Source organism: Streptomyces sp. NPDC033216 (assembly GCF_055577115.1).
This window is the reverse complement of record NZ_JBVIQK010000008.1, coordinates 49,700-76,635: the sequence shown is the minus strand read 5'-3', so window position 1 is coordinate 76,635 and position 26,936 is coordinate 49,700. Positions and strand designations below refer to the sequence as shown.

The 26,936-nt window shown below is 71.9% G+C and carries 25 protein-coding genes and 1 pseudogene; 15 read left to right on the top strand and 11 right to left on the bottom strand.

Annotated elements, in window-relative coordinates; translation table 11 throughout:
- Positions 1–10 precede the first annotated feature (10 nt).
- Positions 11–556 carry an NUDIX hydrolase gene (locus ACZ5Y0_RS17240; protein ID WP_469129496.1) on the top strand — a complete coding sequence of 182 codons (546 nt, stop codon included), beginning with the start codon at positions 11–13 and terminating at the stop codon, positions 554–556.
- A gap of 68 nt (positions 557–624) precedes the next feature.
- Here the strand turns inward: ACZ5Y0_RS17240 and ACZ5Y0_RS17235 are convergent, their stop codons facing one another.
- Positions 625–1,485, bottom strand: coding sequence for a 3-hydroxybutyryl-CoA dehydrogenase (locus ACZ5Y0_RS17235; RefSeq protein ID WP_469129495.1), 861 nt, complete (start codon positions 1,483–1,485; stop codon positions 625–627).
- Between the two features lie 179 nt (positions 1,486–1,664).
- On the opposite strand from ACZ5Y0_RS17235, the gene ACZ5Y0_RS17230 reads away from it, so the two are divergent.
- A complete protein-coding gene (locus tag ACZ5Y0_RS17230) occupies positions 1,665–2,912 on the top strand; it encodes a glycoside hydrolase family 10-like protein (protein ID WP_469129494.1) in 1,248 nt (415 codons plus the stop codon).
- Position 2,913: 1 nt separating this feature from the next.
- Here ACZ5Y0_RS17230 and ACZ5Y0_RS17225 read toward each other — a convergent pair whose 3' ends face one another.
- Together ACZ5Y0_RS17225 and ACZ5Y0_RS17220 are read right to left on the bottom strand one after the other, a co-directional pair.
- Entirely contained in the window at positions 2,914–3,111 is a 198-nt protein-coding gene (locus tag ACZ5Y0_RS17225; RefSeq protein WP_467515091.1) for a DUF1918 domain-containing protein, read from the bottom strand.
- Positions 3,112–3,242: 131 nt separating this feature from the next.
- Positions 3,243–4,157: a DMT family transporter gene (locus ACZ5Y0_RS17220; RefSeq protein WP_469129493.1), complete on the bottom strand. Its 915-nt coding sequence runs from the start codon at positions 4,155–4,157 to the stop codon at positions 3,243–3,245.
- On the opposite strand from ACZ5Y0_RS17220, the gene ACZ5Y0_RS17215 reads away from it, so the two are divergent.
- From ACZ5Y0_RS17215 to ACZ5Y0_RS17205, 3 genes are read left to right on the top strand one after another with little or no spacing between them, the layout of a single operon-like run.
- Positions 4,156–5,619 (top strand): aminotransferase-like domain-containing protein, encoded by a 1,464-nt coding sequence (locus ACZ5Y0_RS17215; RefSeq protein ID WP_469129492.1) that lies wholly within the window; start codon positions 4,156–4,158, stop codon positions 5,617–5,619. The genes ACZ5Y0_RS17220 and ACZ5Y0_RS17215 overlap by 2 nt on opposite strands.
- 11 nt (positions 5,620–5,630) lie before the next feature.
- Complete coding sequence (locus tag ACZ5Y0_RS17210) at positions 5,631–6,089, top strand: GNAT family N-acetyltransferase (protein WP_469129491.1); 459 nt, start codon at positions 5,631–5,633, stop codon at positions 6,087–6,089.
- Positions 6,090–6,120: 31 nt separating this feature from the next.
- Positions 6,121–6,714 (top strand): histidine phosphatase family protein, encoded by a 594-nt coding sequence (locus ACZ5Y0_RS17205; protein ID WP_469129490.1) that lies wholly within the window; start codon positions 6,121–6,123, stop codon positions 6,712–6,714.
- Here ACZ5Y0_RS17205 and ACZ5Y0_RS17200 read toward each other — a convergent pair.
- Entirely contained in the window at positions 6,696–7,139 is a 444-nt protein-coding gene (locus ACZ5Y0_RS17200; protein ID WP_469129683.1) for a DUF6314 family protein, read from the bottom strand. The genes ACZ5Y0_RS17205 and ACZ5Y0_RS17200 overlap by 19 nt on opposite strands.
- Before the next feature lie 136 nt (positions 7,140–7,275).
- On the opposite strand from ACZ5Y0_RS17200, the gene ACZ5Y0_RS17195 reads away from it, so the two are divergent.
- From ACZ5Y0_RS17195 to ACZ5Y0_RS17170, 6 genes are all read left to right on the top strand, one after another.
- Positions 7,276–9,774 (top strand): alpha-L-arabinofuranosidase C-terminal domain-containing protein, encoded by a 2,499-nt coding sequence (locus ACZ5Y0_RS17195; RefSeq protein ID WP_469129489.1) that lies wholly within the window; start codon positions 7,276–7,278, stop codon positions 9,772–9,774.
- A gap of 603 nt (positions 9,775–10,377) precedes the next feature.
- Entirely contained in the window at positions 10,378–11,406 is a 1,029-nt protein-coding gene (gene argC / locus ACZ5Y0_RS17190) for an N-acetyl-gamma-glutamyl-phosphate reductase (protein ID WP_469129488.1), read from the top strand.
- Entirely contained in the window at positions 11,403–12,554 is a 1,152-nt protein-coding gene (gene argJ / locus ACZ5Y0_RS17185) for a bifunctional glutamate N-acetyltransferase/amino-acid acetyltransferase ArgJ (RefSeq protein WP_469129487.1), read from the top strand. Before argC ends, argJ begins: the two co-directional genes overlap by 4 nt.
- Positions 12,551–13,459, top strand: coding sequence for an acetylglutamate kinase (gene argB, locus ACZ5Y0_RS17180; protein ID WP_469129486.1), 909 nt, complete (start codon positions 12,551–12,553; stop codon positions 13,457–13,459). Before argJ ends, argB begins: the two co-directional genes overlap by 4 nt.
- The gene (locus ACZ5Y0_RS17175) at positions 13,456–14,667 is read left to right on the top strand and encodes an acetylornithine transaminase (protein ID WP_469129485.1); all 1,212 of its coding nucleotides are present in this window, start codon (positions 13,456–13,458) and stop codon (positions 14,665–14,667) included. The genes argB and ACZ5Y0_RS17175 overlap by 4 nt, the downstream gene beginning before the upstream one ends.
- 7 nt (positions 14,668–14,674) lie before the next feature.
- Positions 14,675–15,217 carry an arginine repressor gene (locus ACZ5Y0_RS17170; protein ID WP_467515123.1) on the top strand — a complete coding sequence of 181 codons (543 nt, stop codon included), beginning with the start codon at positions 14,675–14,677 and terminating at the stop codon, positions 15,215–15,217.
- Between the two features lie 345 nt (positions 15,218–15,562).
- Here ACZ5Y0_RS17170 and ACZ5Y0_RS17165 read toward each other — a convergent pair whose 3' ends face one another.
- The 6 genes and pseudogenes from ACZ5Y0_RS17165 to ACZ5Y0_RS17140 all read right to left on the bottom strand — a co-directional run.
- The gene (locus ACZ5Y0_RS17165) at positions 15,563–16,366 is read right to left on the bottom strand and encodes an FAD:protein FMN transferase (RefSeq protein WP_469129484.1); all 804 of its coding nucleotides are present in this window, start codon (positions 16,364–16,366) and stop codon (positions 15,563–15,565) included.
- Complete coding sequence (locus tag ACZ5Y0_RS17160) at positions 16,359–17,474, bottom strand: FMN-binding protein (RefSeq protein ID WP_469129483.1); 1,116 nt, start codon at positions 17,472–17,474, stop codon at positions 16,359–16,361. The genes ACZ5Y0_RS17165 and ACZ5Y0_RS17160 overlap by 8 nt, the downstream gene beginning before the upstream one ends.
- Before the next feature lie 52 nt (positions 17,475–17,526).
- A complete protein-coding gene (locus ACZ5Y0_RS17155) occupies positions 17,527–18,909 on the bottom strand; it encodes a ferredoxin reductase family protein (RefSeq protein WP_469129482.1) in 1,383 nt (460 codons plus the stop codon).
- Between the two features lie 122 nt (positions 18,910–19,031).
- Entirely contained in the window at positions 19,032–19,748 is a 717-nt protein-coding gene (locus tag ACZ5Y0_RS17150) for a L,D-transpeptidase family protein (protein ID WP_469129481.1), read from the bottom strand.
- A 172-nt stretch (positions 19,749–19,920) separates the two neighbouring features.
- Positions 19,921–20,502, bottom strand: a complete 582-nt coding sequence (locus tag ACZ5Y0_RS17145; protein WP_469129480.1) for a pyridoxamine 5'-phosphate oxidase family protein — start codon at positions 20,500–20,502, stop codon at positions 19,921–19,923.
- Positions 20,503–20,619: 117 nt separating this feature from the next.
- Positions 20,620–21,060: pseudogene (locus ACZ5Y0_RS17140) on the bottom strand (hypothetical protein); the annotation flags it as partial.
- Positions 21,061–21,275: 215 nt separating this feature from the next.
- Between ACZ5Y0_RS17140 and argH the strand changes: the two are divergent.
- The 4 genes from argH to ACZ5Y0_RS17120 all read left to right on the top strand — a co-directional run bounded on the left by argH (position 21,276) and on the right by ACZ5Y0_RS17120 (position 26,121).
- Positions 21,276–22,706, top strand: a complete 1,431-nt coding sequence (gene argH, locus ACZ5Y0_RS17135) for an argininosuccinate lyase (RefSeq protein ID WP_469129479.1) — start codon at positions 21,276–21,278, stop codon at positions 22,704–22,706.
- Between the two features lie 281 nt (positions 22,707–22,987).
- Complete coding sequence (locus tag ACZ5Y0_RS17130; RefSeq protein WP_469129478.1) at positions 22,988–23,959, top strand: aldo/keto reductase; 972 nt, start codon at positions 22,988–22,990, stop codon at positions 23,957–23,959.
- Positions 23,960–24,049: 90 nt separating this feature from the next.
- A complete protein-coding gene (locus ACZ5Y0_RS17125) occupies positions 24,050–24,601 on the top strand; it encodes a TetR/AcrR family transcriptional regulator (RefSeq protein WP_469129477.1) in 552 nt (183 codons plus the stop codon).
- Positions 24,598–26,121 carry an MFS transporter gene (locus ACZ5Y0_RS17120; protein WP_469129476.1) on the top strand — a complete coding sequence of 508 codons (1,524 nt, stop codon included), beginning with the start codon at positions 24,598–24,600 and terminating at the stop codon, positions 26,119–26,121. Before ACZ5Y0_RS17125 ends, ACZ5Y0_RS17120 begins: the two co-directional genes overlap by 4 nt.
- A gap of 64 nt (positions 26,122–26,185) precedes the next feature.
- Here the strand turns inward: ACZ5Y0_RS17120 and ACZ5Y0_RS17115 are convergent, their stop codons facing one another.
- Entirely contained in the window at positions 26,186–26,857 is a 672-nt protein-coding gene (locus ACZ5Y0_RS17115) for a lysophospholipid acyltransferase family protein (RefSeq protein ID WP_469129682.1), read from the bottom strand.
- Positions 26,858–26,936: the final 79 nt, after the last annotated feature.

Genomic DNA, 26,936 nt, shown 5'->3' with positions numbered 1-26,936 from the left:
TGGCAGAACCGTGCAGTGGACGAAACACAACGAACGAACTGTGTATGAAAACCGCTGGTTCAGCGTCAACCTCGCGGATGTCGGTCTGCCGGACGGCCGGCATCTCGACCACTTCCTCATACGGCTGCGGCCCGTCGCGGTGGCCACCGTGGTGAACCAGGCCAACGAGGTGCTCCTGCTGTGGCGGCACCGCTTCATCACCGACAGCTGGGGATGGGAACTGGCCGCCGGCGTCGTCGAGGACGGCGAGGACATCGCCCGCGCGGCCGCCAGGGAACTGGAGGAGGAGACCGGCTGGCGGCCGGGGCCGCTGCGCCATCTGATGAGCGTGGAGCCGGCCAACGGCCTCACCGACGCCCGGCACCACATCTACTGGTCGGAGGAGGGCGAGTACGTCGGGCATCCCGTGGACGACTTCGAGTCCGACCGCCGGGAATGGGTCCACTTGAAGCTCGTGCCCGACATGGTCGCCCGTGGGGAGGTCCCGGCCGCCAACATGGCGGCCGCGTTACTGCTCCTGCACCACCTCCGGCTCGGCTCCGACGCGGGGCGCTGACCCGCCCCGCGACGCGAACGGGCCCGGCACCGGGTGCGGTGCCGGGCCCGTTCGATCACGGGAAGCGGTCAGCCGTAGGTGTAGAAGCCCGAGCCGGTCTTGCGGCCCAGCCGGCCCGCGTCGACCATGCGCTGGAGCAGCGGGGGAGCGGCGTACAGAGGCTCCTTGTACTCCTCGTACATCGACTGGGCGACCGAGGCGACCGTGTCCAGACCGATCAGGTCGGACAGCTTCAGCGGGCCCATCGGGTGGGCGCAGCCCAGCTCCATGCCGTTGTCGATGTCCTCGCGACTGGCGATGCCCGTCTCGAACATCCGGATGGCGGAGAGCAGATACGGGATCAGCAGCGCGTTGACCACGAAGCCCGAGCGGTCCTGCGCGCGGATGGCGTGCTTGCCCACCGTCTTCTCGGCGAAGAGCTGCGCGCGGCTGAGCGTGCTCTCGGACGTGGTCAGCGCCGGGATCAGCTCGACCAGCTTCTGCACCGGGGCCGGATTGAAGAAGTGGATGCCCACGACCTGGTCGGGTCGCGAGGTGGCGACCGCCAGCTTCACCAGCGGGATGGAGGAGGTGTTGGAGGCAAGGATGGCGTCCGGGCGAGTCACCACCTGGTCCAGAACCTGGAAGATCTCGGTCTTGACCTGCTCGTTCTCCACGACGGCCTCGATGACCAGGTCACGGTCGGCGAATTCGCCGAGGTCGGTGGTGAAGCTGAGGCGCGCCTGAGTGGCGTCCCGCTCCTCCTCGCTGATCTTGCCGCGCTCGGCGGCCTTGGCCAGGGAGTTGAACAGCCGGGTACGGCCGAACTCCAGGGCCTCGCCGGTGGTCTCGGCGACCCTCACGTCGAGTCCGGCCCGCGCGCAGACCTCGGCGATGCCCGCCCCCATCTGGCCGCAGCCCACCACTCCGACGCGTTCGATGTCGGTCACATCGGTCCCTTTCACTGGCTGACTCCGGTCACTGCGCAGGTCTTCCGGGTCTCGGCGGGCCTGCTCCGATCGTGCACGTTACTAGCAAGTATCGATGATCGATCGTCGGGGTGGGGGCATGCTGGGCGCGGAGACGATCCGTGACCGGGCGGATCCGCGGTGTAGGTGGGATGTGCGCGATGGGGCGACTGACTCGGCGGGCGTTCACGTTGGCCGCGGTGTCCGCGGTCACGACGACGGGCGCCGCGGCCGGCTCGGCCCGAGTCCCCTCCGGACGCGCCGCCGGCGCTCACGGGCGGGCGGTGGCGGAGATGCGGGGCGTGTGGCTGGCCACGGTCGCCAACCGCGACTGGCCCTCGCGCGCCGGACTGACCGCGGCCCAGCAGCGTTCCGAACTGCTCGGCTGGCTGGACCTGGCGGTCCGCGACCGCCTCAACACCGTGATCTTCCAGGTCCGGCCCACCGCGGACGCCCTGTGGCCCTCACCGTACGAGCCCTGGTCGCAGGTGCTCACCGGGACCCAGGGCAAGGCGCCCGGCTGGGACCCGCTGGGCACCGCCGTGACGGAGGCGCACGCCCGCGGACTCCAGTTGCACGCCTGGTTCAACCCCTACCGGGTCGCCATCCACGACGACCCGGCCAGGCTGGTCGCCACCCACCCCGCGCGCAGGCACCCCGACTGGGTGGTGCCGTACGGCGGGAAGCTCTACTACAACCCCGGTCTGCCCCAGGTCCGCGCGTTCGTGCAGACCGCGATGCTCGACGCGGTGCGCAAGTACCCGGTCGACGCCGTGCACTTCGACGACTACTTCTACCCGTATCCGGTGGCCGGCCAGACCTTCGCCGACGACGCGGCCTACGACGCCCACGGCGGCGCCTTCCCCAACCGGGCCGCCTGGCGGCGTGACAACATCGACCGGCTGGTGCGCGAGACCGCCGCGAGGATCAAGGCCGTCCGGCCCACAGCACAGTTCGGGATCAGCCCCTTCGGGGTGTGGCGCAACGCCTCGACCGACCCGCGCGGCTCGGACACCCGGGCGTTGCAGTCGTACGACGACATCCACGCCGACACCCGCAGGTGGGTCCGCGAGGGCTGGATCGACTACGTCGTGCCGCAGCTGTACTGGAACATCGGGCTCCCCGCCGCCGACTACGCCGCGCTCGTGCCCTGGTGGGCGGAGGTGGCGCGGGGCAGCCGGACGAGGCTGTACCTGGGGGAGGCGTTGTACAAGGCGGGCGATCCGGCGCAGTCCGCGGCCTGGCAGGACCCGGCGGAGCTGTCCCGGCACCTCACCCTCGCGGCCGACCGTCCCGAGGTCCGCGGTCATGTCTTCTTCGCGGCCGAGGACCTGCGCACGGACCGGATCGGCGCGATGGCGCGGGTCGTCGCCGACCACTACCGGCAGCCGGCGACGCCCCCGCGCTGACCTAGCGTCGTTCCTCGGTCCGGTGGCGGATCTCGGTGTCGGGCCCCGGCGAGCACACACCCTCGTGTCCGTCCGTGAAGCGGACGCGGTAGGGCGGACCGCCCTCCCGTCCCAGTACTTCGACGATCTCGCCGACCTTGTCGTGTTGGCCGACCACCCTGCCGTGCTGGACAAGCTGGTCGCCCGTGGTCGCACGCATCAGTGAGACCTCCTCACGTGTGCGGGAGCAGCGGTCCGTGTCCTGGAGTGTCGTTACTCGGAGTCCTTCTACGGCGTACCGCACCGGCCGAAACGGCGCGCACGCCCTCGGGGCCTCACGTCCGGAGGACCCTAACCGCGCGCCCGCTGGGTGACGGCGATGCAGACCAGGACGGCCGCGGCCGTCAGCGGAGCGGCGGGCGTGAGGTGCTCGCCCAGCAGCAGCACCGACCACACCAGTGTGAGCAGCGGCTGGGCCAACTGCAACTGGCTGGCCTTGGGAATGCCGATGGCGGCCATGCCCCGGTACCAGACGACGAGACCGAGGAACTGCGAACCCGCCGCGACCCACAGCAGCCCGGTCACGCTGTGCGCGGTCAGCCGGACCGGCTCGTGGGCGAGGGCGAGCGCGGCGGCGGGCAGGGCGAGCGGCAGGCAGAACACCAGCGCCCAGCCGATGACCTGCCAGCCCGGCATCACCCGGGCCAGCCGGCCGCCCTCGGTGTAGCCCGCCGCGCACACCAGCAGCGCCCCGAACAGATACAGGTCGGCGGAGGTGAGGGCACCGCCGCTCTGCTGCACGGTGAAGGCGACCACCGCGCCCGCGCCGACCAGCGCCGCCGTCCAGAAGGTCCGGGAGGGGCGGGAGCCGACGCGCAGGGCGGACAGCAGCGCGGTCGTCAGGGGCAGCAGACCGACCACGACGGCCGCGTGCGCGGTGGAGGACGTCCGCAGGGCGAGGGTGCTCAGCAGGGGGAAGCCGACGACCACCCCGGCGGCCACGACGGCGAGCCCGGCCCAGTGGCGCCGGGCGGGCAGCGCCACCCGCAGGGCGATGAGGCAGCCACCCGCGATGAGCCCGGCCAGCACGCTGCGTACGGCGACGAGCGCCCAGGGGCCGAAGCCCTCCAGGCCCCAGGCGGTGGCCGGGAAGGTGAGGGAGAAGGCGCCGACACCCAGAGCGGCCTGGAGGGTACCGAGGCCACCCGTCCGCGGGGTGGTGACCGCTATCGCTCCGCGGGCGGTAGCGCTACTCTGTGTCTTCATGCATGAGCGTAGCAGTGTCGGATCATTGGCGAACCACCTACGAAGAGAGTTGGACCGCTACTCACCTGGTGGAAAGCTCCCGTCGAGCCGTGCCCTCGTCGAGCGGTTCCGGGTGAGCCCGGTGACCGTCTCGCGGGCCCTGGCGCAGCTGGCCGCCGAAGGACTGGTGGTCACTCGGCCGGGGGCCGGAGCCTTCAGGGCCCGACCGCGCCCGGCTTCCTCGCCGGCCGGTGACACCTCCTGGCAGGAGGTGGCGCTCAGCGCGGAGGGAGCCGACCTCGTGCCCCGCTCGGTGGACGCCTCCGGCGTGACGGTCTCCCTCGCCGCTCCGCCGCCCGGCGTCGTCGAGTTCAGCGGCGGCTACCTGCACCCCTCCCTGCAACCGGAGCGCGCCATGTCGGCGGCCCTGGCACGGGCCGCGCGCCGCCCCGGCGCCTGGGGGCGGCCGCCCCTCGAGGGCCTGCCGGAGCTGCGCGAGTGGTTCGCGCGCGGCATCGGCGGCGCGGTCACCGCCGCCGAGGTGCTCGTCAGTGCCGGCGGCCAGACCGCGCTCACCACCACCCTGCGCGCGCTGGCCCCGCCCGGCGCACCCGTGCTCGTCGAGTCGCCGACCTATCCCGGCATGCTCGCCATCGCCCGCTCCGCCGGACTGCGCCCCGTGCCGGTGCCGGTCGACCCCGACGGCGTGAAGCCGCAACTGCTCGCCGACGCCTTCCGCGCGAGCGGTGCCCGGGTCTTCGTCTGCCAGCCGTTGTTCCAGAACCCGACCGGCGCCGTCCTGGCCCCGGCACGGCGCGGTGAGGTGCTGCGCATCGCCCGCGAGGCCGGCGCCTTCGTCGTGGAGGACGACTTCGTACGGCTGCTCGCACACGAGGACTCGGGGCCGCTGCCCCGCCCGCTCGCCGCCGACGACCCCGACGGCGTCGTCGTGTACGTCGGCTCGCTGACCAAGGCGACCTCGCCGAGCTTCCGGGTCAGCGCCCTGGCCGCCCGCGGCCCGGTCCTGGAACGCCTGCGCGCCATCCAGGTCGTCGACACCTTCTTCGTGCCCCGGCCCCTCCAGGAGGCCGCGCTCGAACTGGTCGGCTCGCCCGCCTGGCCACGCCACCTGCGGGCGGTCGCGGCGGAACTCAGGAGCCGGCGCGACACCCTGACCACCGCCCTGGCCCTGCGCCTGCCCGAACTCGCCCTGCCGCACATCCCGTGCGGCGGCTACCACCTCTGGCTGCGCCTGCCCGACGGCACGGGCGAGCCCGCGTTCACGGCCGCGGCCCTGCGCGCGGGCGTCGCCGTGACCCCCGGGCGCCCGTACTTCAGCGCCGAGCCCCCCGCCCCGCACGTCCGCCTGAGCTTCGCGGCCGCAGCCGGGACCGAGGAGATCGCGGAGGGGGTGCGGCGGCTGCGGGCGGCCTGCGACGAGGTGTCCGCGGAATCCGTTCGACACCGCGCAGCCCATCTGTGAAGGTCCCTCCCATGACCTCCACCCCGCCCCTCGCCCAGGGCTACGAGATCTCCGCCGACGCCGACCGGATCGACGTCGCCCGGGTGCACCACTGGCTGTCGACCGACGCGTACTGGGCGCTCGGCCGGGACCGCGAGAAGCAGGAGCGGGCCATCGCCGGGTCGCTGAACTTCGGGGTGTACGAGGCGGTGTCCGGGGAGCAGGTCGCCTACGCGCGCGTGGTGACGGACCTGGCGACCTTCGCCTGGCTGTGCGACGTCTACGTGGACCCGGCGGTACGCGGGAAGGGCATCGGAACCTCGCTCGTGGCGGCCGTCCGGGACCATCTGCGCCCGCACGGCCTGCGTCGCATCCTGCTGGCCACGCACGACGCGCACGACGTCTACGAGAAGATCGGCTTCGAGGCGCTGGAGAAGCCCGACCGGTGGATGGCGCTGATTTTCGAAAAGTCTCCACACGGCATCTCTTGACCCGCTCACTCGCGCGTCCCACCATCACCGCATGGCACTCCGGGTCACGTTCGTCGCCGCGGCGCGCAGCTCCGCCCTGTCCGCCGAGCGCTTCGAGGACGACCGCCCGCTGGACCAGGCGGGCTGGGACGAGGTGCAGCGGGCGGCCGGCGATCTGCTGCCCCTGGCGGGCGCCGACCTGCGCTACTGCTCGCCGACCCCGCGCAGCCGTGCCACCGGCGACGCGCTCGGCTACGCCCCGCTCGTGCAGCTCGCCCTGCGAGACTGCGACATGGGGCGCTGGCGCGGGTTCACCCTGGGGGAGGCGATGGCCCGGGAACCGGAGGCGGTGGACGCCTGGCTGGCCGACCCGCGGGCCACTCCGCACGGCGGCGATTCGCTGTCGGCGTTCATCTCCCGGGTCGGCGGCTGGCTCGACACCCGGCCCGTGGAGGACGGCTGCCGGATCGTGGCCGTCGCCGAGCCGAGCGTGATCCGGGCCGCTCTGGTCTACGCGCTCAAGGCGCCGCCGTCGACGTACTGGAACCTCGATGTGCGCCCGCTGTCGACGACCACCGTCACCGGCAGCGCCGGGCGGTGGAACCTGCGCTTCGAGGGGAGTGCGGCTCAGATTTCACGCACGTAGTCGGTGGTGAGGACCAGGTCCTTGGCGGGGCCGCGCACCCGCCAGAGGGTCCGCCAGCGGTCGGCGTCCCGCACGGTGAACTCGCCCCGGTAGAGGTCCGCGGCGCAGGGGTGGTCGGTCACATGCCGCCCGTTCCTCAGGTCCAGGTCGTGGAAGGGCCGCCCGTCGGCGAACGTCACGTCGGCCGTGCCCGGCACCCTTCCGGGCAGGAAGCGCAGGGTCCGCTCGGCGGGCCGCGGGACGCCCCGCCAGACGAACGTGCCGGACTCCTCGTGCAGCAGGCCGCCGCCGTCCAGCGGGCCGAAAACCGTCACGCCCTCGAAGCGCCCTTCGTCGCCGCTCGCCAGATCCCGTACCGACCGCAGGACGCGCCAGCTCCCGGAAAGGAACGCCACAGCGTCCGGCACCGGCCAGAACTCGCCCATCGCGTGCAGACCTCCGTCACGTCCGTTGCTGCGCGAACCATTGACGCGCTCCGACCCCCTCCCTATCTTGCCGTTCGAAGTGCTGATCAAAGTCCGATATTTCGAACATCTGAGTTCAGAGAGCCGCGGAGTATCCATGTCACGCAGCACCCCCCGAACCCCCACCGGCACCCGCTGGAGACTCGGTCTCACCGCCACCGCCCTGCTGACGGCGACCGCCCTCCTCCCCGCCCCGGCACATGCCGAGGACGTCATCGACTACACGATCACCGTCGACCCGACCGCCACGGGCGCGGCGATCGACGACACCATGTACGGCGTCTTCTTCGAGGACATCAACCGGGCCGCCGACGGGGGCCTCTACGCCGAGCTGGTGCAGAACCGGTCCTTCGAGTACTCCACCGCCGACAACCGCGCCTACACGCCGCTGACCTCCTGGACGGTCGACGGCACCGCCCAGGTCCTGAACGACGCCGGCCGTCTCAACGACCGCAACCGCGCCTACCTCTCCGTGGGCGCCGGCTCCTCGGTGACCAACGCCGGCTACAACACCGGGATCCGCGTCGAGCGCGGCGAGAAGTACGACTTCTCGGTGTGGGTCCGTGCCGAGGGCGGCACCACGCTCACCGTCGGCCTCCAGGACGGCGACGGCACCCTGGCCACCGTCCGGAAGGTGGCGGCGAAGGGCCGCTGGGCCAAGTACCGGGCCACCCTCACGGCCACCCGCACCAGCAGTGAGGGCCGTCTGACGGTCGCCTCCTCGGCCGCCGCCGCCCTCGACATGGTGTCCCTCTTCCCGCGCGACACCTACAAGCACCAGACGAACGGCCTGCGCAAGGACCTCGCCGAGAAGGTCGCCGCCCTGAAGCCCGGCTTCCTGCGCTTCCCCGGCGGCTGCCTGGTCAACACCGGTTCCATGGAGGACTACAGCGAGGCATCCGGCTGGCAGCGCGCCCGCTCCTACCAGTGGAAGGACACCATCGGCCCGGTCGAGGAACGCGCCACCAACGCCAACTTCTGGGGCTACAACCAGAGCTACGGCCTCGGCTACTACGAGTACTTCCGTTTCGCCGAGGACATCGGCGCGATGCCCCTGCCCGTCGTCCCCGCCCTGGTGACCGGCTGCGGCCAGAACAGGGCCGTCGACGACGACGCACTCCTCGAGCGGCACATCCAGGACACCCTCGACCTCATCGAGTTCGCCAACGGCCCCGTCACCTCGACCTGGGGCGGGAAGCGCGCGCGGATGGGTCACCCCGCGCCCTTCCACCTCACCCACCTGGAGGTGGGCAACGAGGAGAATCTGCCAGCCGCGTTCATGGCGCGGTTCAAGCGGTTCCGGGCGGCCGTCGCGGCGAAGTACCCGGACGTCACCGTGATCTCCAACTCCGGCCCGGACGACTCCGGCTCGACCTTCGACACGGCGTGGCAGCTCAACCGGGACGAGAACGTCGCCATGGTCGACGAGCACTACTACAACAGCCCGCGATGGTTCCTCCAGAACAACGACCGCTACGACTCCTACGACCGGAGCGGGCCGAAGGTGTTCCTCGGCGAGTACGCCTCCCTGGGCAACGCCTTCAAGAACGGCCTCGCCGAGGCCGCCTACATGACCGGCCTCGAACGCAACGCGGACGTCGTCCAACTCGCCTCGTACGCGCCGCTGTTCGCCAACGAGGACTATGTGCAGTGGAACCCGGACCTGGTGTGGTTCAACAACCACGCCTCCTGGAACTCCGCCAACTACGAGGTGCAGAAGCTGTTCATGACCAACGTCGGCGACCACGTGGTCCCCTCGACGGCCACCACCACCCCCGCCGTCAGCGGCCCCGTCACCGGTGCCGTCGGCCTCTCGACCTGGGCCACCAGCGCGGCGTACGACGAGGTGAAGGTCACCGGCGCCGACGGGACCACGCTGCTCGACGAGGACTTCTCCGGTGACACCGGGCGGTGGACGCACACCGGCGGCGGCAGCTGGAGCGTCCAGGACGGACAGTACGTGCAGACCGACGTCGCCGCCGAGAACACCATGGTCTCCGCCGGCGACCCGACCTGGCACGACTACGACCTCCATGTGAGGGCCACCAAGAAGTCCGGCAAGGAGGGTTTCCTCGTCGCCTTCGGCGTCAAGGACACCGGCACCTACTACTGGTGGAACCTGGGCGGCTGGAACAACACCCAGTCCGCCGTCGAGCAGGCCGTGGACGGCGGGAAGTCCACGCTGCTCGCCAAGGCCGGCAGCGTGGAGACGGGCCGCCCCTACGACCTCGACATCAAGGTTCGGGGTCGCCAGGTCACCCTCTACCTGGACGGTCAGGAGTGGGGAGGCTTCACCGACGACAAGCCGGCCGAACCGTTCCGCCAGGTCGTCACCAAGGACGGGAAGACCGGTGACCTGATCGTCAAGGTCGTCAACGCCCAGTCGGCGGACGCCCGTACGGTTGTCGACCTCGGTGGCGCCAAGGTCTCCACCAAGGCCCGCGTGACCACGCTGGCCGCCGCGCCGGACGCGGTCAACTCGGAGACCGAGACCCCGGTGGCGCCGGTGGCGTCCACCTTCACGGGCGTGGCCGACAGGTTCACGTACACCTTCCCGGCGAATTCGGTCACCTTCCTGCGGATCAGGCAGAAGTAGGAAGCGGAGGCCGTAAGAAGCGGAACGGGGCCGACGGTGCGGGTGTCCCGCACCGTCGGCCCGGCCCCTGGCGCGTGACATGTGCTGATCCCTGCCGGTGGCGGAAGTGCCGTTGACGCACGGTGTGCAACCGAACTCCACGACCTGGACCGCGCCGCACGTCCGGGACGACGCCGCCGGCTGCCCGGCACCGCCCGGCTGGACACCGTCCGGCCGGACGCCGCCGTCGAGCGGCTCACGACCACCGGCGTCACCGGCGTGAGCGTCTCCGGCGGCACGATCCGGGCGGAAGCCGGGGGCGGCACCGGAACCCCGTCGTCGCGGCGCCCGGATCGCCGGGTGGCGCTGCGCCGGAGGCGACGGCTCCGCCGTACCCGCGGGGGAGTACCACGGCCTGGTCGCCGTCCCCCGGACGGCACCTCGACCGCCTCACCCGGCACCTTCCACCCGCCCCTGCGGTGGTGGGTCGCTGCCGGCCGTGGGGGTGCTCCGGGCCGCCCTCGCCGCCGTCCGACGGGTGGCGGGAGACCGGCCGGCCCGAGGGACGGATTGTATAAACGTGCAACGCGACGTATAGTCATGCCATCCAAGAGGAGGGTGGACATGGCGGTACGTGCGGCAGTGGCCGGAGCGAGCGGGTACGCGGGCGGTGAGGCGCTGCGCCTGCTCCTCGCACACCCCGAGATCGAGATCGGTGCCGTCACCGGCAACTCCAACGCGGGACAGAAGCTGGGAACCCTCCAGCCGCACCTCCTGCCGCTCGCCGACCGCGTGCTCCAGGAGACCACCCCCGAGGTGCTCGCCGGACACGACGTCGTCTTCCTCGCCCTCCCGCACGGCCAGTCCGCCGCCGTCGCCGAACAGCTCGGCCCGGACGTCCTCGTCGTCGACATGGGCGCCGACTTCCGGCTGGAGGACCCGGCCGACTGGGAGCGGTTCTACGGCTCCCCGCACGCCGGGACCTGGCCCTACGGCCTCCCCGAACTGCCGGGCGGCCGCGTCGCGCTGGAGGGGTCCAAGCGCATCGCGGTGCCCGGCTGCTACCCCACGGCCGTCTCCCTCGCCCTGTTCCCGGCATACGCCGCGGGCCTGGCCGGGGCCGAGGCCGTGATCGTCGCCGCCTCCGGCACCTCCGGCGCGGGCAAGGCGGCCAAGCCGCATCTGCTCGGCAGCGAGGTCATGGGGTCGATGTCGCCGTACGGCGTCGGCGGCGGACACCGGCACACGCCCGAGATGATCCAGAACCTCAGCGCGGCGGCGGGGGAGCGCGTCCGCGTCTCCTTCACACCGACGCTCGCGCCGATGCCCCGCGGCATCCTCGCCACGTGCAGCGCCTCCGCCAGGGAGGGCGTCACCGCCGAGTCCCTGCGCGCCGCCTACGAGAAGGCCTTCGCCGACGAGCCCTTCGTGCACCTGCTGCCCGAGGGCCGGTGGCCCGCCACGGCGTCCGTCCACGGTTCCAACGCCGTTCAGGTCCAGGTCGCCCTCGACGAGGCGGCGGGCCGCATCATCGCGATCAGCGCCATCGACAACCTGACCAAGGGCACCGCGGGCGGTGCCGTCCAGAGCATGAACATCGCCCTCGGGCTCCCCGAGGCACTGGGACTTTCCACGATCGGAGTCGCACCGTGAGCGTCACGGCAGCCAAGGGATTCACGGCGTCGGGCATCGCCGCCGGGATCAAGGAGAACGGCAACCCGGACCTGGCCCTCGTGGTCAACACCGGGCCGCGCCGCGCCGCCGCGGGCGTCTTCACCTCCAACCGCGTGAAGGCCGCGCCGGTGCTGTGGTCCGAGCAGGTCCTCAAGAGCGGCGCCCTGTCCGCCGTGATCCTCAACTCCGGCGGCGCCAACGCCTGTACGGGACCGAAGGGCTTCCAGGACACGCACGCCACCGCCGAGAAGGTCGCCGAGGTCCTCGGCCTGGGTGCCGGCGAGGTCGCCGTCGCCTCCACCGGACTGATCGGCCTCCTCCTCCCGATGGACAAGCTGCTCCCCGGCGTCGAGAAGGCCGCCGAGGCGCTGAGTGAGCACGGCGGCGAGAAGGCCGCCATCGCCATCAAGACCACCGACACCGTCCACAAGACGTCCGTCGTGACGAAGAGCGGCTGGACCGTCGGCGGCATGGCGAAGGGCGCGGGCATGCTCGCCCCCGGTCTGGCCACCATGCTGGTCGTCCTCACCACGGACGCCGACCTGGACAGCGAGACCCTGGACAAGGCCCTGCGCGCCGCGACCAAGGTCACCTTCGACCGCGTCGACTCCGACGGCTGCATGTCGACCAACGACACCGTGCTGCTGCTCGCCTCCGGCTCCTCCGAGGTCACTCCGGAGTACGCCGAGTTCGCCGAGGCCGTCCGCACCGTCTGCGACGACCTGGGCCAGCAGCTCATCCGCGACGCCGAGGGTGCCAGCAAGGACATCAGGGTCGAGGTCGTCAACGCCGCCAGCGAGGACGACGCCGTCGAGGTGGGCCGCTCCATCGCCCGCAACAACCTCCTCAAGTGCGCCATCCACGGCGAGGACCCCAACTGGGGCCGCGTGCTCTCCGCGATCGGCACCACCAGGGCCGCCTTCGAGCCCGACCGTCTCAACGTCGCCATCAACGGCGTCTGGGTGTGCAAGAACGGCGGCGTGGGGGAGGACCGGGAGAAGGTCGACATGCGCTACCGCGAGGTCCACATCGTCGCCGACCTCGCCGCCGGCACCGAGACCGCCACCATCTGGACCAACGACCTCACCGCCGACTACGTCCACGAGAACAGCGCGTACTCCTCATGAGCACCACCCGTAAGCACACCGCCCTGCCCAAGGCCCAGATCCTCATCGAGGCGCTGCCCTGGCTGACCCGGCACAACGGCAAGACGGTGGTCATCAAGTTCGGCGGCAACGCCATGATCGACGAGGACCTGAAGGCCGCCTTCGCCCAGGACGTCGTGTTCCTGCACCACGCCGGCCTCAAGCCCGTCGTCGTGCACGGCGGCGGCCCGCAGATCAGCGCCGCCCTCGACCGGCACGGCATCGTCAGCGAGTTCAGGGCCGGGCTGCGCGTCACCACCGAGGAGGCCATGGACGTCGTTCGGATGGTGCTGGCCGGGCAGGTCCAGCGCGAGCTGGTCGGGCTGCTCAACCAGCACGGCCCGCTCGCCGTCGGGCTGACCGGCGAGGACGCGCACACCATCACCGCCACCCGGCACCAGCCCGAGATCGACGGCGAGCTGGTCGACATCGGACGGGTGGGCGAGATCACCGCGATCGACACGGGCGCCCTCGAAGCGCTCCTCGCCGACGGCCGCATCCCGGTCGTCTCCTCGATCGCCCGTTCCCAGGACGACGGACATGTCTACAACGTCAATGCTGATACGGCGGCTGCGGCACTCGCTGCTGCTCTGGGCGCCGAAACCCTCATGGTCCTCACCGACGTCGAGGGCCTCTACGAGGACTGGCCGAACTCCGACGAGGTGATCAGCCGCCTCACCGCTTCCGAGCTGGGGAAGCTCCTTCCGGAGCTGTCCTCCGGCATGGTCCCGAAGATGGAGGGCTGTCTGCACGCCGTGCGAGGCGGCGTCACCACCGCCCGCGTGATCGACGGACGCGTCCAGCACTCGATCCTGCTGGAGATCTTCACCGACGAGGGCATCGGCACGATGGTCGTGCCCGACGAGAAAGAGGGGGAGTCGTCATGAGCAACGCCGTCACGGGCAACGAGGATCTGGCCGCGCGCTGGCAGGGCGCGCTCATGAACAACTACGGCGCCCCGCTGCTGCCCCTCGTCCGCGGCGAGGGAACCCGCCTCTGGGACGCCGACGGCAACAGCTACCTCGACTTCGTCGGCGGCATCGCGACCAACGCCCTCGGCCACGCCCACCCGGCCGTCGTCGAGGCCGTGACCCGGCAGATCGGCTCGCTCGGCCACATCTCCAACTTCTTCATGGCCGAACCGACTGTCGCCCTCGCCGAACGGCTCCTGCACCACTTCGGCCGGGAGGGCAGGGTCTTCTTCTGCAACTCCGGCGCCGAGGCCAACGAGGCCGCGTTCAAGATCGGCCGACTGACCGGGCGCACCCAGGTCGTGGCCACCGAGGGCGCCTTCCACGGCCGTACGATGGGCGCCCTCGCGCTCACCGGGCAGCCCGGCAAACGGGACCCCTTCCTGCCGCTGCCGGGCGACGTCACCCACGTCCCCTTCGGCGACGCGCAGGCGCTGGCCGCCGCCGTCACCGAGGAGACCGCGCTCGTCATCGTCGAGCCGATCCAGGGCGAACTCGGCGTCGTCGTGCCGCCCGCCGGCTACCTCAAGGCCGCCCGCGCCATCACCGCCGCCACCGGGGCCCTCCTCGTCCTCGACGAGGTGCAGACCGGCATCGGCCGGACCGGGCACTGGTTCGAGTACCAGGCCCACGAAGGCGTCCTGCCCGATGTCGTCACCCTCGCCAAGCAGCTCGGCGGCGGGCTGCCGCTCGGCGCGACCGTCGCCTTCGGCAGGGCCGCCGAACTGCTCCGGCCCGGCCAGCACGGCACGACGTTCGGCGGCAACCCCGTCGCCTGCGCCGCCGGACTCGCGGTCCTCGACACCATCGAGAACGAAGGGCTGCTGGAGAACGTCAAGCGGCAGAGCGAGAAGCTGCGGAACGGAATCGAGGGTCTCGGCCACCCGATGATCGATTATGTCCGGGGCGCGGGTCTCCTCCTGGGTATCGTGCTCACCGAGCCGCTCGCGCCCCAGGTGCGCCAGGCGGCTCAGGAGGCCGGCTTCCTGGTCAACGCGCCCGCCCCCGACGTCGTACGGCTGATGCCACCGCTGAACCTCGGCGACGACGAGGCGGACGCGTTGCTCGGGGCACTGCCCGGCATCCTCCAGGCAGTCGACGGGGACGGACGATCCGGGGAATGAGACGACGATGAGTCAGGCGCAGGACCACGAGCAGGCGGCGGCCAACGGGCCCGCCGTGCCGCAGACCCGCACCGCCCGCCACCGCCGGATCGTGGACATCCTCAACCGGCAGCCCGTGCGCTCGCAGAGCCAGCTGGCGAGACTGCTCGCCGACGACGGACTGAGCGTCACCCAGGCGACGCTCTCCCGCGATCTGGACGAGCTGAACGCGGTGAAGATCCGCAACAACGACGGCGACCTGATCTACGCGGTGCCGAGCGAGGGCGGATTCCGGACGCCGCGGGCCCCGCTGGGGGAGTCGGCGAAGGAGGAGCGGATGCGGCGGCTGTCGGCGGAGCTGCTGATCTCCGCGGAGGCCTCCGCGAACCTCGTGGTCCTGCGTACGCCGCCCGGTGCGGCCCAGTTCCTCGCCTCGGCCATCGACCAGGCCGAACTGCACGACATCCTCGGCACGATCGCCGGCGACGACACGCTGCTGCTCATCAGCCGCGAACCGACGGGCGGCCAGGCCCTGGCGGACCACTTGCTGCGCCTCGCCCAGAACACGTGAGGCTCCGCCGGTGGGGCCGGTGTCCCGGCTGCGGGTGAGCGGGGCCGGCCGCGCAGTCCCCCGGCCCCTGGGCGGGCTCGGCCACGCCCGTCGGACCGCGGCCGTGAGGGTGACCGCGGCCGCGGGGGTTTCGCCCTGTCCCGCCTGTGGCGGGGGGGCTGGTCGTGCTGATCCCCGCCTCCTCGGCGTGCTGCGGTCACCCGCCGCCCCCGATCCGCCGCACGTGTGCCGCCGGGGACGACGGAGGTCTCCGCGCCGCACGAGCGAAGCCGAGTGGGGGAGGCAGCCCGTGAGCGTCGGACCGCCCGGCCCCCGGTACCGGCCCCGGTCGGTTGCGGCCGGGGTTCAGCCCAGGCGGCGCGCCAGACCCCCGGTGCACCGCACCTCGTCACCCGCCGTGATCAGCAGCGCCTCCACGTCGGGGAGCGACTCCAGCCACCGCAGCCCTTCGCGCGAGCCCATCGCGAAGGCGGCCGTGGCCCAGCAGTCCGCCCATGTCAGCCGCGGAGCGACGACGGTCACGGCGACGAGGTCGGTCACCGCGGCGCGACCCGTGCGCGGGTCCACGATGTGCGCCCCCCGCTCCACCGTCCCCGACGTCGCCACCGCCAATTCGTCCGCTCCCGCCGCCGAGACCACCGCCGCCAGTCCACCGGGCCGCAGCGGATCCGACACCCCGACCCGCCAGGGCCGGTCGGGACCGGGCAGGCCCAGCAACTGCACGTCCCCGCCCCCGTTGACGCTCACCCCGGTGACTCCCGCCGCGGCCACCACCCGTGCCGCCCGCTCGGCGGCCCACCCCTTGACGATCCCGGTCGGGTCGAGCCGGCCGCCCCGGTAGCGCATGCTGAACCAGCCCTCGCTCACCCGCTCCGCCTCGGCGCCCAGCTCCAGCACCTCGGCCACCTCGGGGTCGCACTCCTCGACGGCCAGCTCGCCGCGCACCAACCGGGACACCTGACTGTCCTCCCGGTAGGTGCTGAACACCTCGTTCACCCGGTGCAGCCCGGCGACCGCCTCGTCGAGGGCCGCCCGCACCACGCGGGGTTCCCCACCGCGGACGTCGAAGGAGAAGACGGTTCCCATGACCTCCTCCGCGTGACGCACCACGGCGGGAGCCCGCGCCGGCCCGGCCACGGTGTCAGCCACCGGCCCGGTCCAGCGCCGACTGGAGGGACTCCCGGTAGCCGGCGCTGGTGTAGGTGGCCCCGGAGACGGCGTCGATGTCGGCGCTGCCGGCGGCCACAGCGGCCTGGTTGAGCTTCGGTACGGCGTCGGCGGTGACCTCGTCGCTCTGGCCGCCCTTGGGCGCCTTGACGGTCTCCGCCTTGGTGATCTTTCCACCGCTGACGGTGATCCGCACCTGCACGATCCCGTACTGGGTCTGCGCGGCCTCCCCGGTGAAGGTGCCGCCCTCCTGGGCGTTCCCCGAGCCCTCCGGCGCCTTGGTCGCCTCGGGAGCCTTCGACCCCTCCTGGGCCCCGGAACCCGGCGCCGCGGCACTCGCGTTGGCCTTGTCGATCGCGGACTGGAGGGACTTCCTGTAGCCGGCGCTGGTGTAGGTGGCCCCGGAGACGGCGTCGATCTCGGGGCTCTGCCCGGTGACGACGGCCTGGTTGAGCTGGGGTACGGCGTCGGCGGTGACCTGGTCGCTCCGGCCGCCCTTGGGCGCCTGGACCGTCTCCGCCCTGGTGATCCGGTTCTTGCTCACCGTGATCCGGACCTGTACGGCCCCGTACTGGGTCTGCGCGGGGTCCCCGTCGAAGGTGCCGGACACCTGGGCGGTGCCGGCCGCACCCTGGGACGCCCCCGCGCCCTCCTTCATCTTGTCGATCGCCGACTGGAGGGACTTCTGGTAGCCCTCGCTGGTGAAGGTGGCGCCGGAGACGGCGTCGATGTCGGCGCTCTGCGCGGTGACGGCGGCCCGGTTGAGCTGGGGTACGGCGTCGGCGGTGATCCGGTCGCTCTGGCCGCCCTTGGGCGCCTGGACGGTCTCCGCCTTGGTGATCTTGCCGTTGCTGACGGTCACGCGGACCTGCACGGCGCCGTACTGGGTCTGTGTCGCGTCCCCGGTGATCGCCCCGGACACGGCCGCTCCGGCCCCGCCCTGGGCGGCTTCCTGTGCCGCCGCGCCCGCGCCGGCCGCCTGGGCGGAGCCCGGATCCGACGCCGGTTTCAATGACAGCAGCAGCACGATCCCGGACACGGTGGCCGCGCCCGCGAGTACGACGCGCCGCAGAGGGTGGCTTTTCTTCATCGCTCCTGATTCCCGTTGCTTGCCGTGGGTCCGTGGATGTGCGTCGCTCCGCTCACATCTCGAACGACTCGTGGTGGATGCGGCGGGCGGGAACCCCGGCGTCGCGCAGTGCCTCGTAGACGTTCTGGGCGAAGCCGGCCGGCCCGCACATGAAGACGTCGTGGTCCTCGATGTCCGGCAGCTTGCGTTGCAGGGACTCCGCCGAGATGTCGGGGCGTTCCCCGTCCGGGCTGTTGACGGCGTACATCAGCCGCGCCCCGCGCTCGTCGGCGATCTTCGCCAGCTCGTCCCACAGCGCGAGGTCCTGCGTGCTGTTGGCCCGGTAGAGGAGCGTGATGTCCCCTTCCGCGCCGGGGAGCGTCTCGAACAGGGCGCGCATCGGCGTGATGCCGACGCCGCCGGCCACCAGCAGCACCTTGCCCCGGCTGCGCCGGGAGGCCGTCATCGCGCCGTAGGGGCCCTCGGCCCACACCTTCACACCGGGCTTCAGGCCGCGCAGCGCGGAGCTGTGGTCGCCGATCGCCTTGACGGTGATGCGCAGCAGCTCGGGGCGGGGCGCCGCGGACAGCGAGTACGGGTGGGAGCTGAAGCGCATGCCCGGCGCCAGGAACCGCCACCGGAAGAACTGCCCGGCCTCCGCGCCGATCCGGTGCAGCTTGCGCCCGCCGATCAGCACCGACACGATGCCGGGCGTCTCCTCGACGACCGCTTCGACGTACATGCGGTGGCGCAGGTTCAGCCGGATGGGGGTGAGGACGCGGTACCAGACGACCAGCGCGGTGACCGATCCGTACAGGGCGTACCAGGCGGTCTTCGCGGCGGGCTCGACGGCGAAGTCGTTGCCGGTCGTGATCTGGTGCCAGAACGTCAGGAACACCGCCGCGTACGTCATCAGATGCACGTGGTACCAGGTGTCGTACGGCATCCGGCGGCGGACGGGGCCGATCGACGCCAGGCCGATGACCACCAGCAAAGACGTGCCGACGGCGGCCTTGCCCATGTCCGGCAGCTGGTTCACGGAGTCGATCGTCTGCCGCACGATGTCGCCGAGCGACTTGCCCGCCTGGAGCGCGTACCCCCACATGATGAGGAAGACGTGCGCGAAGGTGAGGCTGAGCGTGTAGCGGCCGGTCATCGCGTGCCAGCGGGCGACCCGGTCCGAGCCGACCCGGCGTTCCAGCGCGGGCACCCGGGCCATCTGGAGGACGACGAGGGCCATCAGGTATCCGGCGAGCAGGCCGGTGATCCGTCCGGCGTTGAGGATCTTGCCGTTGGTGTCCGCGATGGACGGGGTGTTGTTCCACCACAGCCACAGCACGCCCGCGGCGCCGGCCCAGACGGCGATCAGCAGCGGGACGGCCGGGGAGCGGCGCGGACGGATGCGGCGCATCGTCTGGCGGCGGGCGGCACGGCCGCCGGCGATCGTCGTGGTCACTGTTCCTCCGTGGGTACGGACCCTTGGCCCACAGATACGCGCCACGACCGCGCAGTGTTCAGCGTCGCGGCGAGTCGTCCACCCTTCGGCGAAGCGGGTTCGGTGACGATGCCGTGGCGGATTCAGTAACGGGTGATCGCCGTGCGCCCGTCGGCGGTGCCGATCGCGATGTGCGGCCGCTCCCGCGGACGGGCCCACGTCAGGATCCGCCGCATCGCGTCCGCCGGTACCGACACACAACCGGCCGTCGCCCCGCGCCCGTCGACGTGCAGGAAGATCCCCGCCCCTCGGTGGCGCACCGGGTGACGGTAGTTGAATCCGATCACCAGGGCGTGCGCGTACTGGGTCCGGTAGGTGATCAGGTGCTCGGACTCGGCGGCACGGCAGTCGGCCGCCCGCGGCTCGGTCCACCGGTTGTAGGAGCGGGACGCGTTGTCCTGGCACCACCAGGAGGCCTCGCGCACGAAACGGTAGGCGTACGTCGTCCCGCGGGGCGGCGTCTGGATGCCGAACGCGAACGGGAGGCCGTACAGTCCGGTCGGCGTCGTGTTGGTGCCCTGCCTGCGTACGGCCCCCTCGACCAGCCCGTTCGCTCCGAACCGGGCCGGTGCGGAACCGGCCCGCACCCAGCGGCCGTCCCGCCGGTCCCACCAGGTGAGCACGCCCGCCGTGGCGCCGGCGGTCGGGGCCACGGCGGTGATCAGCTGGGTGCCGCCGCCCGTGTCCGCCAGCCGCGCGGGCAGTGGGGGCGCTGGTGGCGTCGGACCTCCGGCGCCCGGAGCCGCCCCGAGGAGGAGCGGGGACACGCAGACGAGGGCGGCGAGGGCACGAAGGCGCATGATCCGACGCTAAGGGGCGGTGGCGCCGCCGGCAGGCCGGGTGGGCCGACCGTGCGCGCGGCACCGCCGGCCCCGAACCGCCGGTCAGGTCGTCGGCCCCGGCGGGTCGAGCTGTTCGGCCCCGCCGCCGGAGGCGTACGGCGGCGGGGCGGCCACGCGCTGCGCCCGCGTGTCAGATCGGGCGCAGCGGCAGTGGGAGGCCGGGGAGTCCGTCCATGCTCGTCGCCACGTGTTCCTTCTTGGCGAAGTACGCGCTGAGCGACTCGTCGTCCTCCCGCGCGAACCGCTTGGCGTGCAGATCACGGTCCTCGTCGTACGTCATGAAGGGCACCGCGTATCCGCAGGTGTCCCGGACGAGTTCGGCGTGCACGACGATGACCGCCCGCAGCCCGTGCGGGCTCGGGTCGATCTCGGGGAAGTGGGAGAGGAGGTCCGCGAAGCGGGGGTCGCCGCGGAAGACCGGCTCGCCGCGGCCGTGCACCCGCACGATGTTCGGTGGTCCCTGGAAGGCGCACCACATCAGCGTGATCCGGCCGTTCTCCCGCAGATGCGCGATCGTCTCGGCGTTGGAGCCGGCGAAGTCCAGGTACGCCACGGTGTGTTCGTCGAGGACGGCGAAGGAGCCCTTGAGGCCCTTGGGGGAGAGGTTCACCGTGCCGTCGCCGGACAGCGGCGCGGTCGCGGTGAAGAAGACAGGCTGCTCCTCGATGAAGATCCGGAGTCTGCCGTCGATGCGCTCATAGGTCTTTCCCATGAACGACAATTATTCGGGAAGGCCGTTCACCTGTCCGAGCGATGACGCGACCCGGCGCCGCGGCGGCCGCCCCGGCCGGCGTTCTCCGGGGCGGCCACCGCGCCTGTCACGTCACTTGTTCAACGTGCAGGGCGCGAGTGCTTCCAGGCCCTGGGGCTTGGCGGCGGTGCGGCCGATGGCGGTCGCGATGCGGTTGACGGTCGCGACGCGCTTGTCCTTCAGGGGGCCGAGGATGGCGTTGTCGACGAAGTTGGGGCCGCCCTGGCCCACGGTGTCGACGAGGCGCTTGTCGGCTTCGGCGATCTGCGTGTTGAGCAGGGTGAGGTTGCGGTCCACCTCGGCCTTGGCGGTGGCCGGGATCGCGGGGAGCCGCGAGGCCACGTCCGGGCAGCTGATCGTGCCGGGGGAGGCGAGCGTCCGGGCGTTCGTGCCGCTCTTCTCGGACGTCTCCCCGGCGAGGGCGGAGGTCACGACCACCGCGCCGGTCAGTGCCAGAGCGGCGGCGCCGCCGATGACCGCCACGCGACGCTTGTTGTACTTCGGAAGAGCCCTGGACATGGCAATGCCTCACTTGGGTCAGGAGTGGGTTCGGTAACGCGGCGCCAGCGTTCAGCGGTGAGTACGGGAAAGCGGTTGCCGTTGTTCAAGGTGTTTTCAAAACTCTTTCCGAATCACCCGGGACCGTTCCTCCCGGCCGGGTCAGATTGACGAAACATGCAAAGCTCTGCATACTCATGCATGACGGTGAGGTGCAGCGGTGAGGAGCAGCGCAAGTGAGCAGCAACAGCGGTGACGTACGGCTCTGGGGCGGCCGTTTCGCCGACGGTCCCGCCGAGGCCCTGGCGAAACTGTCCGCGTCCGTCCACTTCGACTGGCGGCTCGCGCCCTACGACATCGCCGGTTCGCGTGCCCACGCGCGCGTGCTCCACCAGGCGGGCCTGCTCACCGACGACGAGCTGACGGACATGCTCGCGGGCCTGGACCGCCTGGAGGCGGACGTGGCCTCGGGCGACCTGGTCGGCACCATCGCCGACGAGGACATCCACACCGCCCTGGAGAGGGGTCTGCTGGAGCACCTCGGCCCCGACCTCGGCGGCAAGCTCCGAGCCGGCCGCTCCCGCAACGACCAGGTCGCGACCCTCTTCCGGATGTACCTGCGCGACCACGCCCGGATCATCGGCGGCCTGATCGCCGAGCTACAGGACGCCCTGATCGGCCTGGCGGAGGCCCACCCGGACGTGGCGATGCCCGGCCGCACCCACCTCCAGCACGCTCAGCCGGTCCTCTTCGCCCACCACGTCCTCGCGCACGTACAGGCCCTGTCCAGGGACGCGGAGCGGCTGCGTCAGTGGGACGAGCGCACGGCCGTCTCGCCGTACGGCTCGGGAGCGCTCGCCGGTTCCTCGCTCGGCCTGGACCCGGAGGCGGTCGCCAAGGACCTCGGCTTCGAGCACGGCAGCGTCGGCAACTCCATCGACGGCACGGCCTCCCGTGACTTCGTCGCCGAGTTCGCCTTCATCACCGCGATGATCGGCGTGAACCTCTCCCGGATCGCCGAGGAGATCATCATCTGGAACACGAAGGAGTTCTCCTTCGTCACCCTGCACGACGCGTTCTCCACGGGCTCGTCGATCATGCCGCAGAAGAAGAACCCGGACATCGCGGAGCTGGCGCGCGGCAAGAGCGGCCGCCTGATCGGCAACCTGACCGGGCTCATGGCCACCCTCAAGGCCCTGCCGCTCGCGTACAACCGTGACCTCCAGGAGGACAAGGAGCCGGTCTTCGACTCCTGCGATCAGCTGGAGGTCCTGCTCCCCGCCTTCACCGGCATGATCGCCACCCTCACCGTCCACCGCGAGCGCATGGAGGAACTGGCTCCGGCCGGCTTCTCCCTCGCCACCGACGTCGCCGAGTGGCTCGTCAAGCAGGGTGTGCCGTTCCGGGTGGCGCACGAGGTCGCCGGCGAGTGCGTGAAGGTCGCCGAGGCCGAGGGCAAGGAACTGGACGAGCTGACGGACGAGCAGTTCGCGAAGATCTCGTCCCACCTCACGCCGCAGGTGCGGTCGGTGCTCAACGTGCCGGGCGCCCTCGCTTCCCGCGACGGCCGCGGTGGTACGGCGCCCAGCGCGGTCGCGGTGCAACTCGCGGAGGTCAAGCGGGACGTGGCCCTCCAGCACCAGTGGGCGAACGCCAAGAAGCGGTAGGGCAAGGCCCGAGGGCGCGGGGGGTGTCGACGCGCGGCTCCCCCCGTGGGCGTGACCGGCCAGGCGGGCCGGCACGCCCCAGGAGCCGGTTCGGACAGGCTTCTTCGGTGCCTGGCTCGCGTGTGTGGCTCCGTCGGGTGGGTGTGACGGGCCAGGACGGTCCCGCGCGCGTCCAGGGGCCGGACCGCGCGGGTTGTCGGGCGCCCGGCTCGCCGAGCGGAGCGTCGGCGCGGGTTACGTTGGTGGTCAGCCGCAAGGAGCCGACCGAACGGAGCCCGCGAATGCCCTTCGCCCGCCTCGCCGCAGCGACGACCCCCACCTGCCACATCGGCCTGGGTCTCGCCGCCGTGGGCCGCCCCGGCTACATCAACCTCGGCCGGGACCACGACCTCGGAGAGGACCGCGGCGTCGAGGCGCTGCGCACCCGCACCCACGAACTCCTCGACGCCGCCTACGCCCAGGGCGTCCGCTACTTCGACGTGGCACGCTCCTACGGCCGCTCCGAGGAGTTCCTCGCCGACTGGCTGACGGCCCGCCCCGACATCGACGACATCGTCGTCGGCAGCAAGTGGGGCTACACCTACACTGCCGGCTGGACCACCGACGCCGAACGGCACGAGGTCAAGGACCACGGCCTCGGGACGTACGAGCGGCAGCGCGCCGAGACGGCCGACCTGCTCGGTGACCGTCTCGACCTCTACCAGATCCATTCGGTGACCCCGGACAGCCCGGCCCTCACCGACGGGAGGCTCCACGCCAGGCTGGCCGAGGCCGCGGCCGGAGGCCTCACCATCGGCTTCTCCACCAGCGGTCCCGCCCAGGCGGACGCCATCCGGGCCGCCCTCGCCGTCGAGGTCGACGGCGCCCCCCTCTTCCGCACCGTCCAGTCGACGTACAACGTCCTGGAGACCTCGGCCGGCCCGGCCCTCGCCGACGCCCACGACGCCGGACTCACCGTGATCGTCAAGGAGGGCATGGCCAACGGCCGGCTCGCCGAGCCGCACGCGCCGGACGCCCTCCGGGCGGTGGCCGAGGAGACCGGCCTCGGCTGCGACGCCGTCGCGCTCGCGGTGATCCTGCGGCAGCCGTGGGCCGGGGTCGTCCTGTCGGGCGCCGCGACCGTCGCCCAGCTCGCCTCCAATCTCCACGCGGCCGCCGTCGACCTCGCGGAGGACCAGCTGACCCGGCTCGCCGCGCTGGCGGAGGAGCCCGGCGCCTACTGGGAGCGGCGCGGCCGGCTGCCCTGGCACTGAGAGATCACTCGCGGCGAGTCGTCGTACGAGACGGCGTACGCGCATGCCCGTCGTGAGACATCAATGTCTCACATGGGTTAGAGTTGTCTCATGTCTGTCGATCGTGACCATGTGCTGCGCAGCGCCGCGGCCCTGCTGACCCGGAGATCCACCGCGACCATGGACGAGGTCGCCAAGGCCGCCGGGATCAGCAGGGCCACCCTGCACCGGCAGTTCGCCGGACGGGACGCGCTCGTCCGGGCGTTGGAGGCGCTCGGCATCCAGGAGTGCGAGGCGGCCCTGGACCGGGCCCGCCCCGATGACGGCCCGGCGCGTGAGGCCGTACGCCGCACGGTCCGCGAGATCGAACCGGCGGCCGCCCTGCTGGCCTTCCTCTACAGCGAGAACCAACTGTTCGAGGGCGAGGAGCAGAACCAGGGCTGGGCCAGGATCGACGACCGCATCGCGGCCCTCTTCCGGCGCGGCCAGGCCGACGGCGAGTTCCGCATCGACCTGACCCCGGCCTGGCTCACCGAGGCGCTGTACGGCCTGCTGGCCTCCGGCGCCTGGGCGGTCGCGGAGGGCCGCGTCGCCCGCAACGACTTCACGCACATGATCGTCGAGCTGCTGCTCGGCGGCGCGCTCAGGAGAGAGGAAGCATGACCAGCACCTTGCAGCCGCTGAACCCGGACGAGGCGGTGAGGCGCCCCGGCCGCTGGCTCGCGCTCTCGGTCCTCGTGTTCGCCGTGCTGCTGGTGGCCGTCGACGCGACCGTCCTCGGCCTGGCGACCCCCTACATCAGCGAGGACCTCGAGCCGTCCGGCACCCAGCTGCTGTGGATCGGCGACGTGTACTCCTTCGTCATCGCCGGTCTGCTGGTCTCGATGGGCAGCCTCGGCGACCGGATCGGGCGCAAGCGCGTCCTGCTCATCGGCGCCACCGCCTTCGGCGCGATCTCCGTGCTGAACGCGTACGCGACGACGCCCGAGATGATGATCGCCGCCCGCGCGCTGCTCGGCGTCGCCGGCGCGACCCTGATGCCCGCCACCCTCGCCCTGATCCGCAACCTCTTCCACGACCCGCGCGAGCGCAGCCTGGCCGTGGGCATCTGGGGCGCGACGGCCTCCGCCGGCACGGCGGTCGGCCCGATCGTCGGCGGATTCCTCCTCGAACACTTCTGGTGGGGCTCGGCCTTCCTCATCAACCTGCCCGTGATGGCGGTCCTCGTCGTCGTCGGCATCCGCACCCTGCCCGAGTCCCGCAACCCCGACCCGGGTCCCTGGGACCTGGCCAGTGTGGTGCTCTCCCTCGTCGGCATGATCGCGGTCGTCTACGCCGTCAAGGAGGCCGCCACCCACGGCTTCACCCGGGCCACGGTCGGTGCCGCCCTGCTGGGCGCGGCGGGGCTGTACGGCTTCGTCCGCCGCCAGCTGACCCTGCCGGTGCCGCTGCTGGACATGCGCCTGTTCCGCAACCGCGGCTTCAGCGGGGCGGTCCTGGCCGACCTGCTGACCGTCCTCGGCCTGTCCGGTCTCGTGTTCTTCCTGTCCCAGTACCTGCAACTGGTGCAGGGCAGGGGCCCGTTGGAGGCGGGCCTCGCGGAACTTCCCGCCGCGGTCGGTGCGGTGGCGGCCGGTCTGATGGCCGGCCACGCGGCCCGGCGCTTCTCGGTCCGGGCGGTCGTGTCCGGCGGCCTCGCGGCGATCGGGCTGGCGCTGGCCGCCCTGACGGTGATCGACGAGAGCACCGGCTATCCGTTGCTGGGAGCGTCGCTGCTGCTCGTCGGCGTGGGCGCCGGTTTCTCGTTCACCGTGACGGCCGACGTGATCCTGTCCTCCGTCCCGAAGGAGGAAGCGGGCTCGGCGTCCGCGGTGTCGGAGACGGCGTACGAGCTGGGCGCGGCTCTCGGCATCGCCGTACTGGGCTCGATCGTGACGGGCGTCTACCGGGACTTCCCGTCCCCGCCGGGCACACCCGCGGGCGCGCACGAGTCGCTGGGCGGGGCGGTGCAGGCGGCCTCGGGCATGCCGGCCGCGACGGCTCAGGAGATGCTGGCCTCGGCGCGAGAGGCCTTCGTCGGCGGACTGAGTCTCGCCGCGGGCGCGGGCGCCGTGGTGCTGCTGGCGACGGCGGGCACGGCCTGGAAACTGCTGAAGGGCCAGAAGCTGGACGGCTCACGCTGAGGGCGACGGGGGCACGGGGCGCGACCGCACAGCACCCCCTGGCCTCCGACCGTCCGCCGCAGGCCTACGCGGCCTTCGCCTTGGTCGCATACATGTCCACGTACTCCTGCCCGGACAGCCGCATGACCTCCGTCATCACGGAATCCGTCACCGCGCGCAGCACATAACGGTCCCGGTCCATCCCCTCGTACCGGGAGAACTCCATCGCCTCACCGAAACGGACCGTCACCTTCGAGGGGCGGGGCATCCCCGAGCCGCCCGGCTGGATCCTGTCCGTACCGATCATCGCGAAGGGCACCACGGGCGCGCCGGTCATCAGGGTGAGACGGGCGATGCCCGTACGACCCCGGTAGAGCCGCCCGTCGGGGGAGCGGGTGCCCTCGGGATAGATCCCGAAGACCCGGCCCTCCTCCAGGATCCGGCGCCCGGTCATCAGGGCGGCCACCCCGCCCTTGCCGCCGTCCCGGTCGACGGGGATCATGCCGACGCCGGTGAAGAACCACGCCATCAGCCTGCCCTTGAGGCCCTTGCCGGTGACGTACTCGTCCTTGCCGATGAAGAAGACCTGCCGGTCGCAGACCAGCGGCAGGATCATCGAGTCGATGAAGGTCAGGTGGTTGCCGGCCAGGATGACCGGACCGTCGCCCGGGATGTGCTCCACGCCTTCGACCCGGGGGCGGAACATCAGGCGCATGACCGGTCCGAGCACTGCCTTGATGAGCGCGAAGCGGGACAACGGGCCCTCCGATGTCAAGGGATAGCGGTATGAGTATGTGCAGGTGAGGACGATACTCGCGCCGCCGGGGGCGACGCAC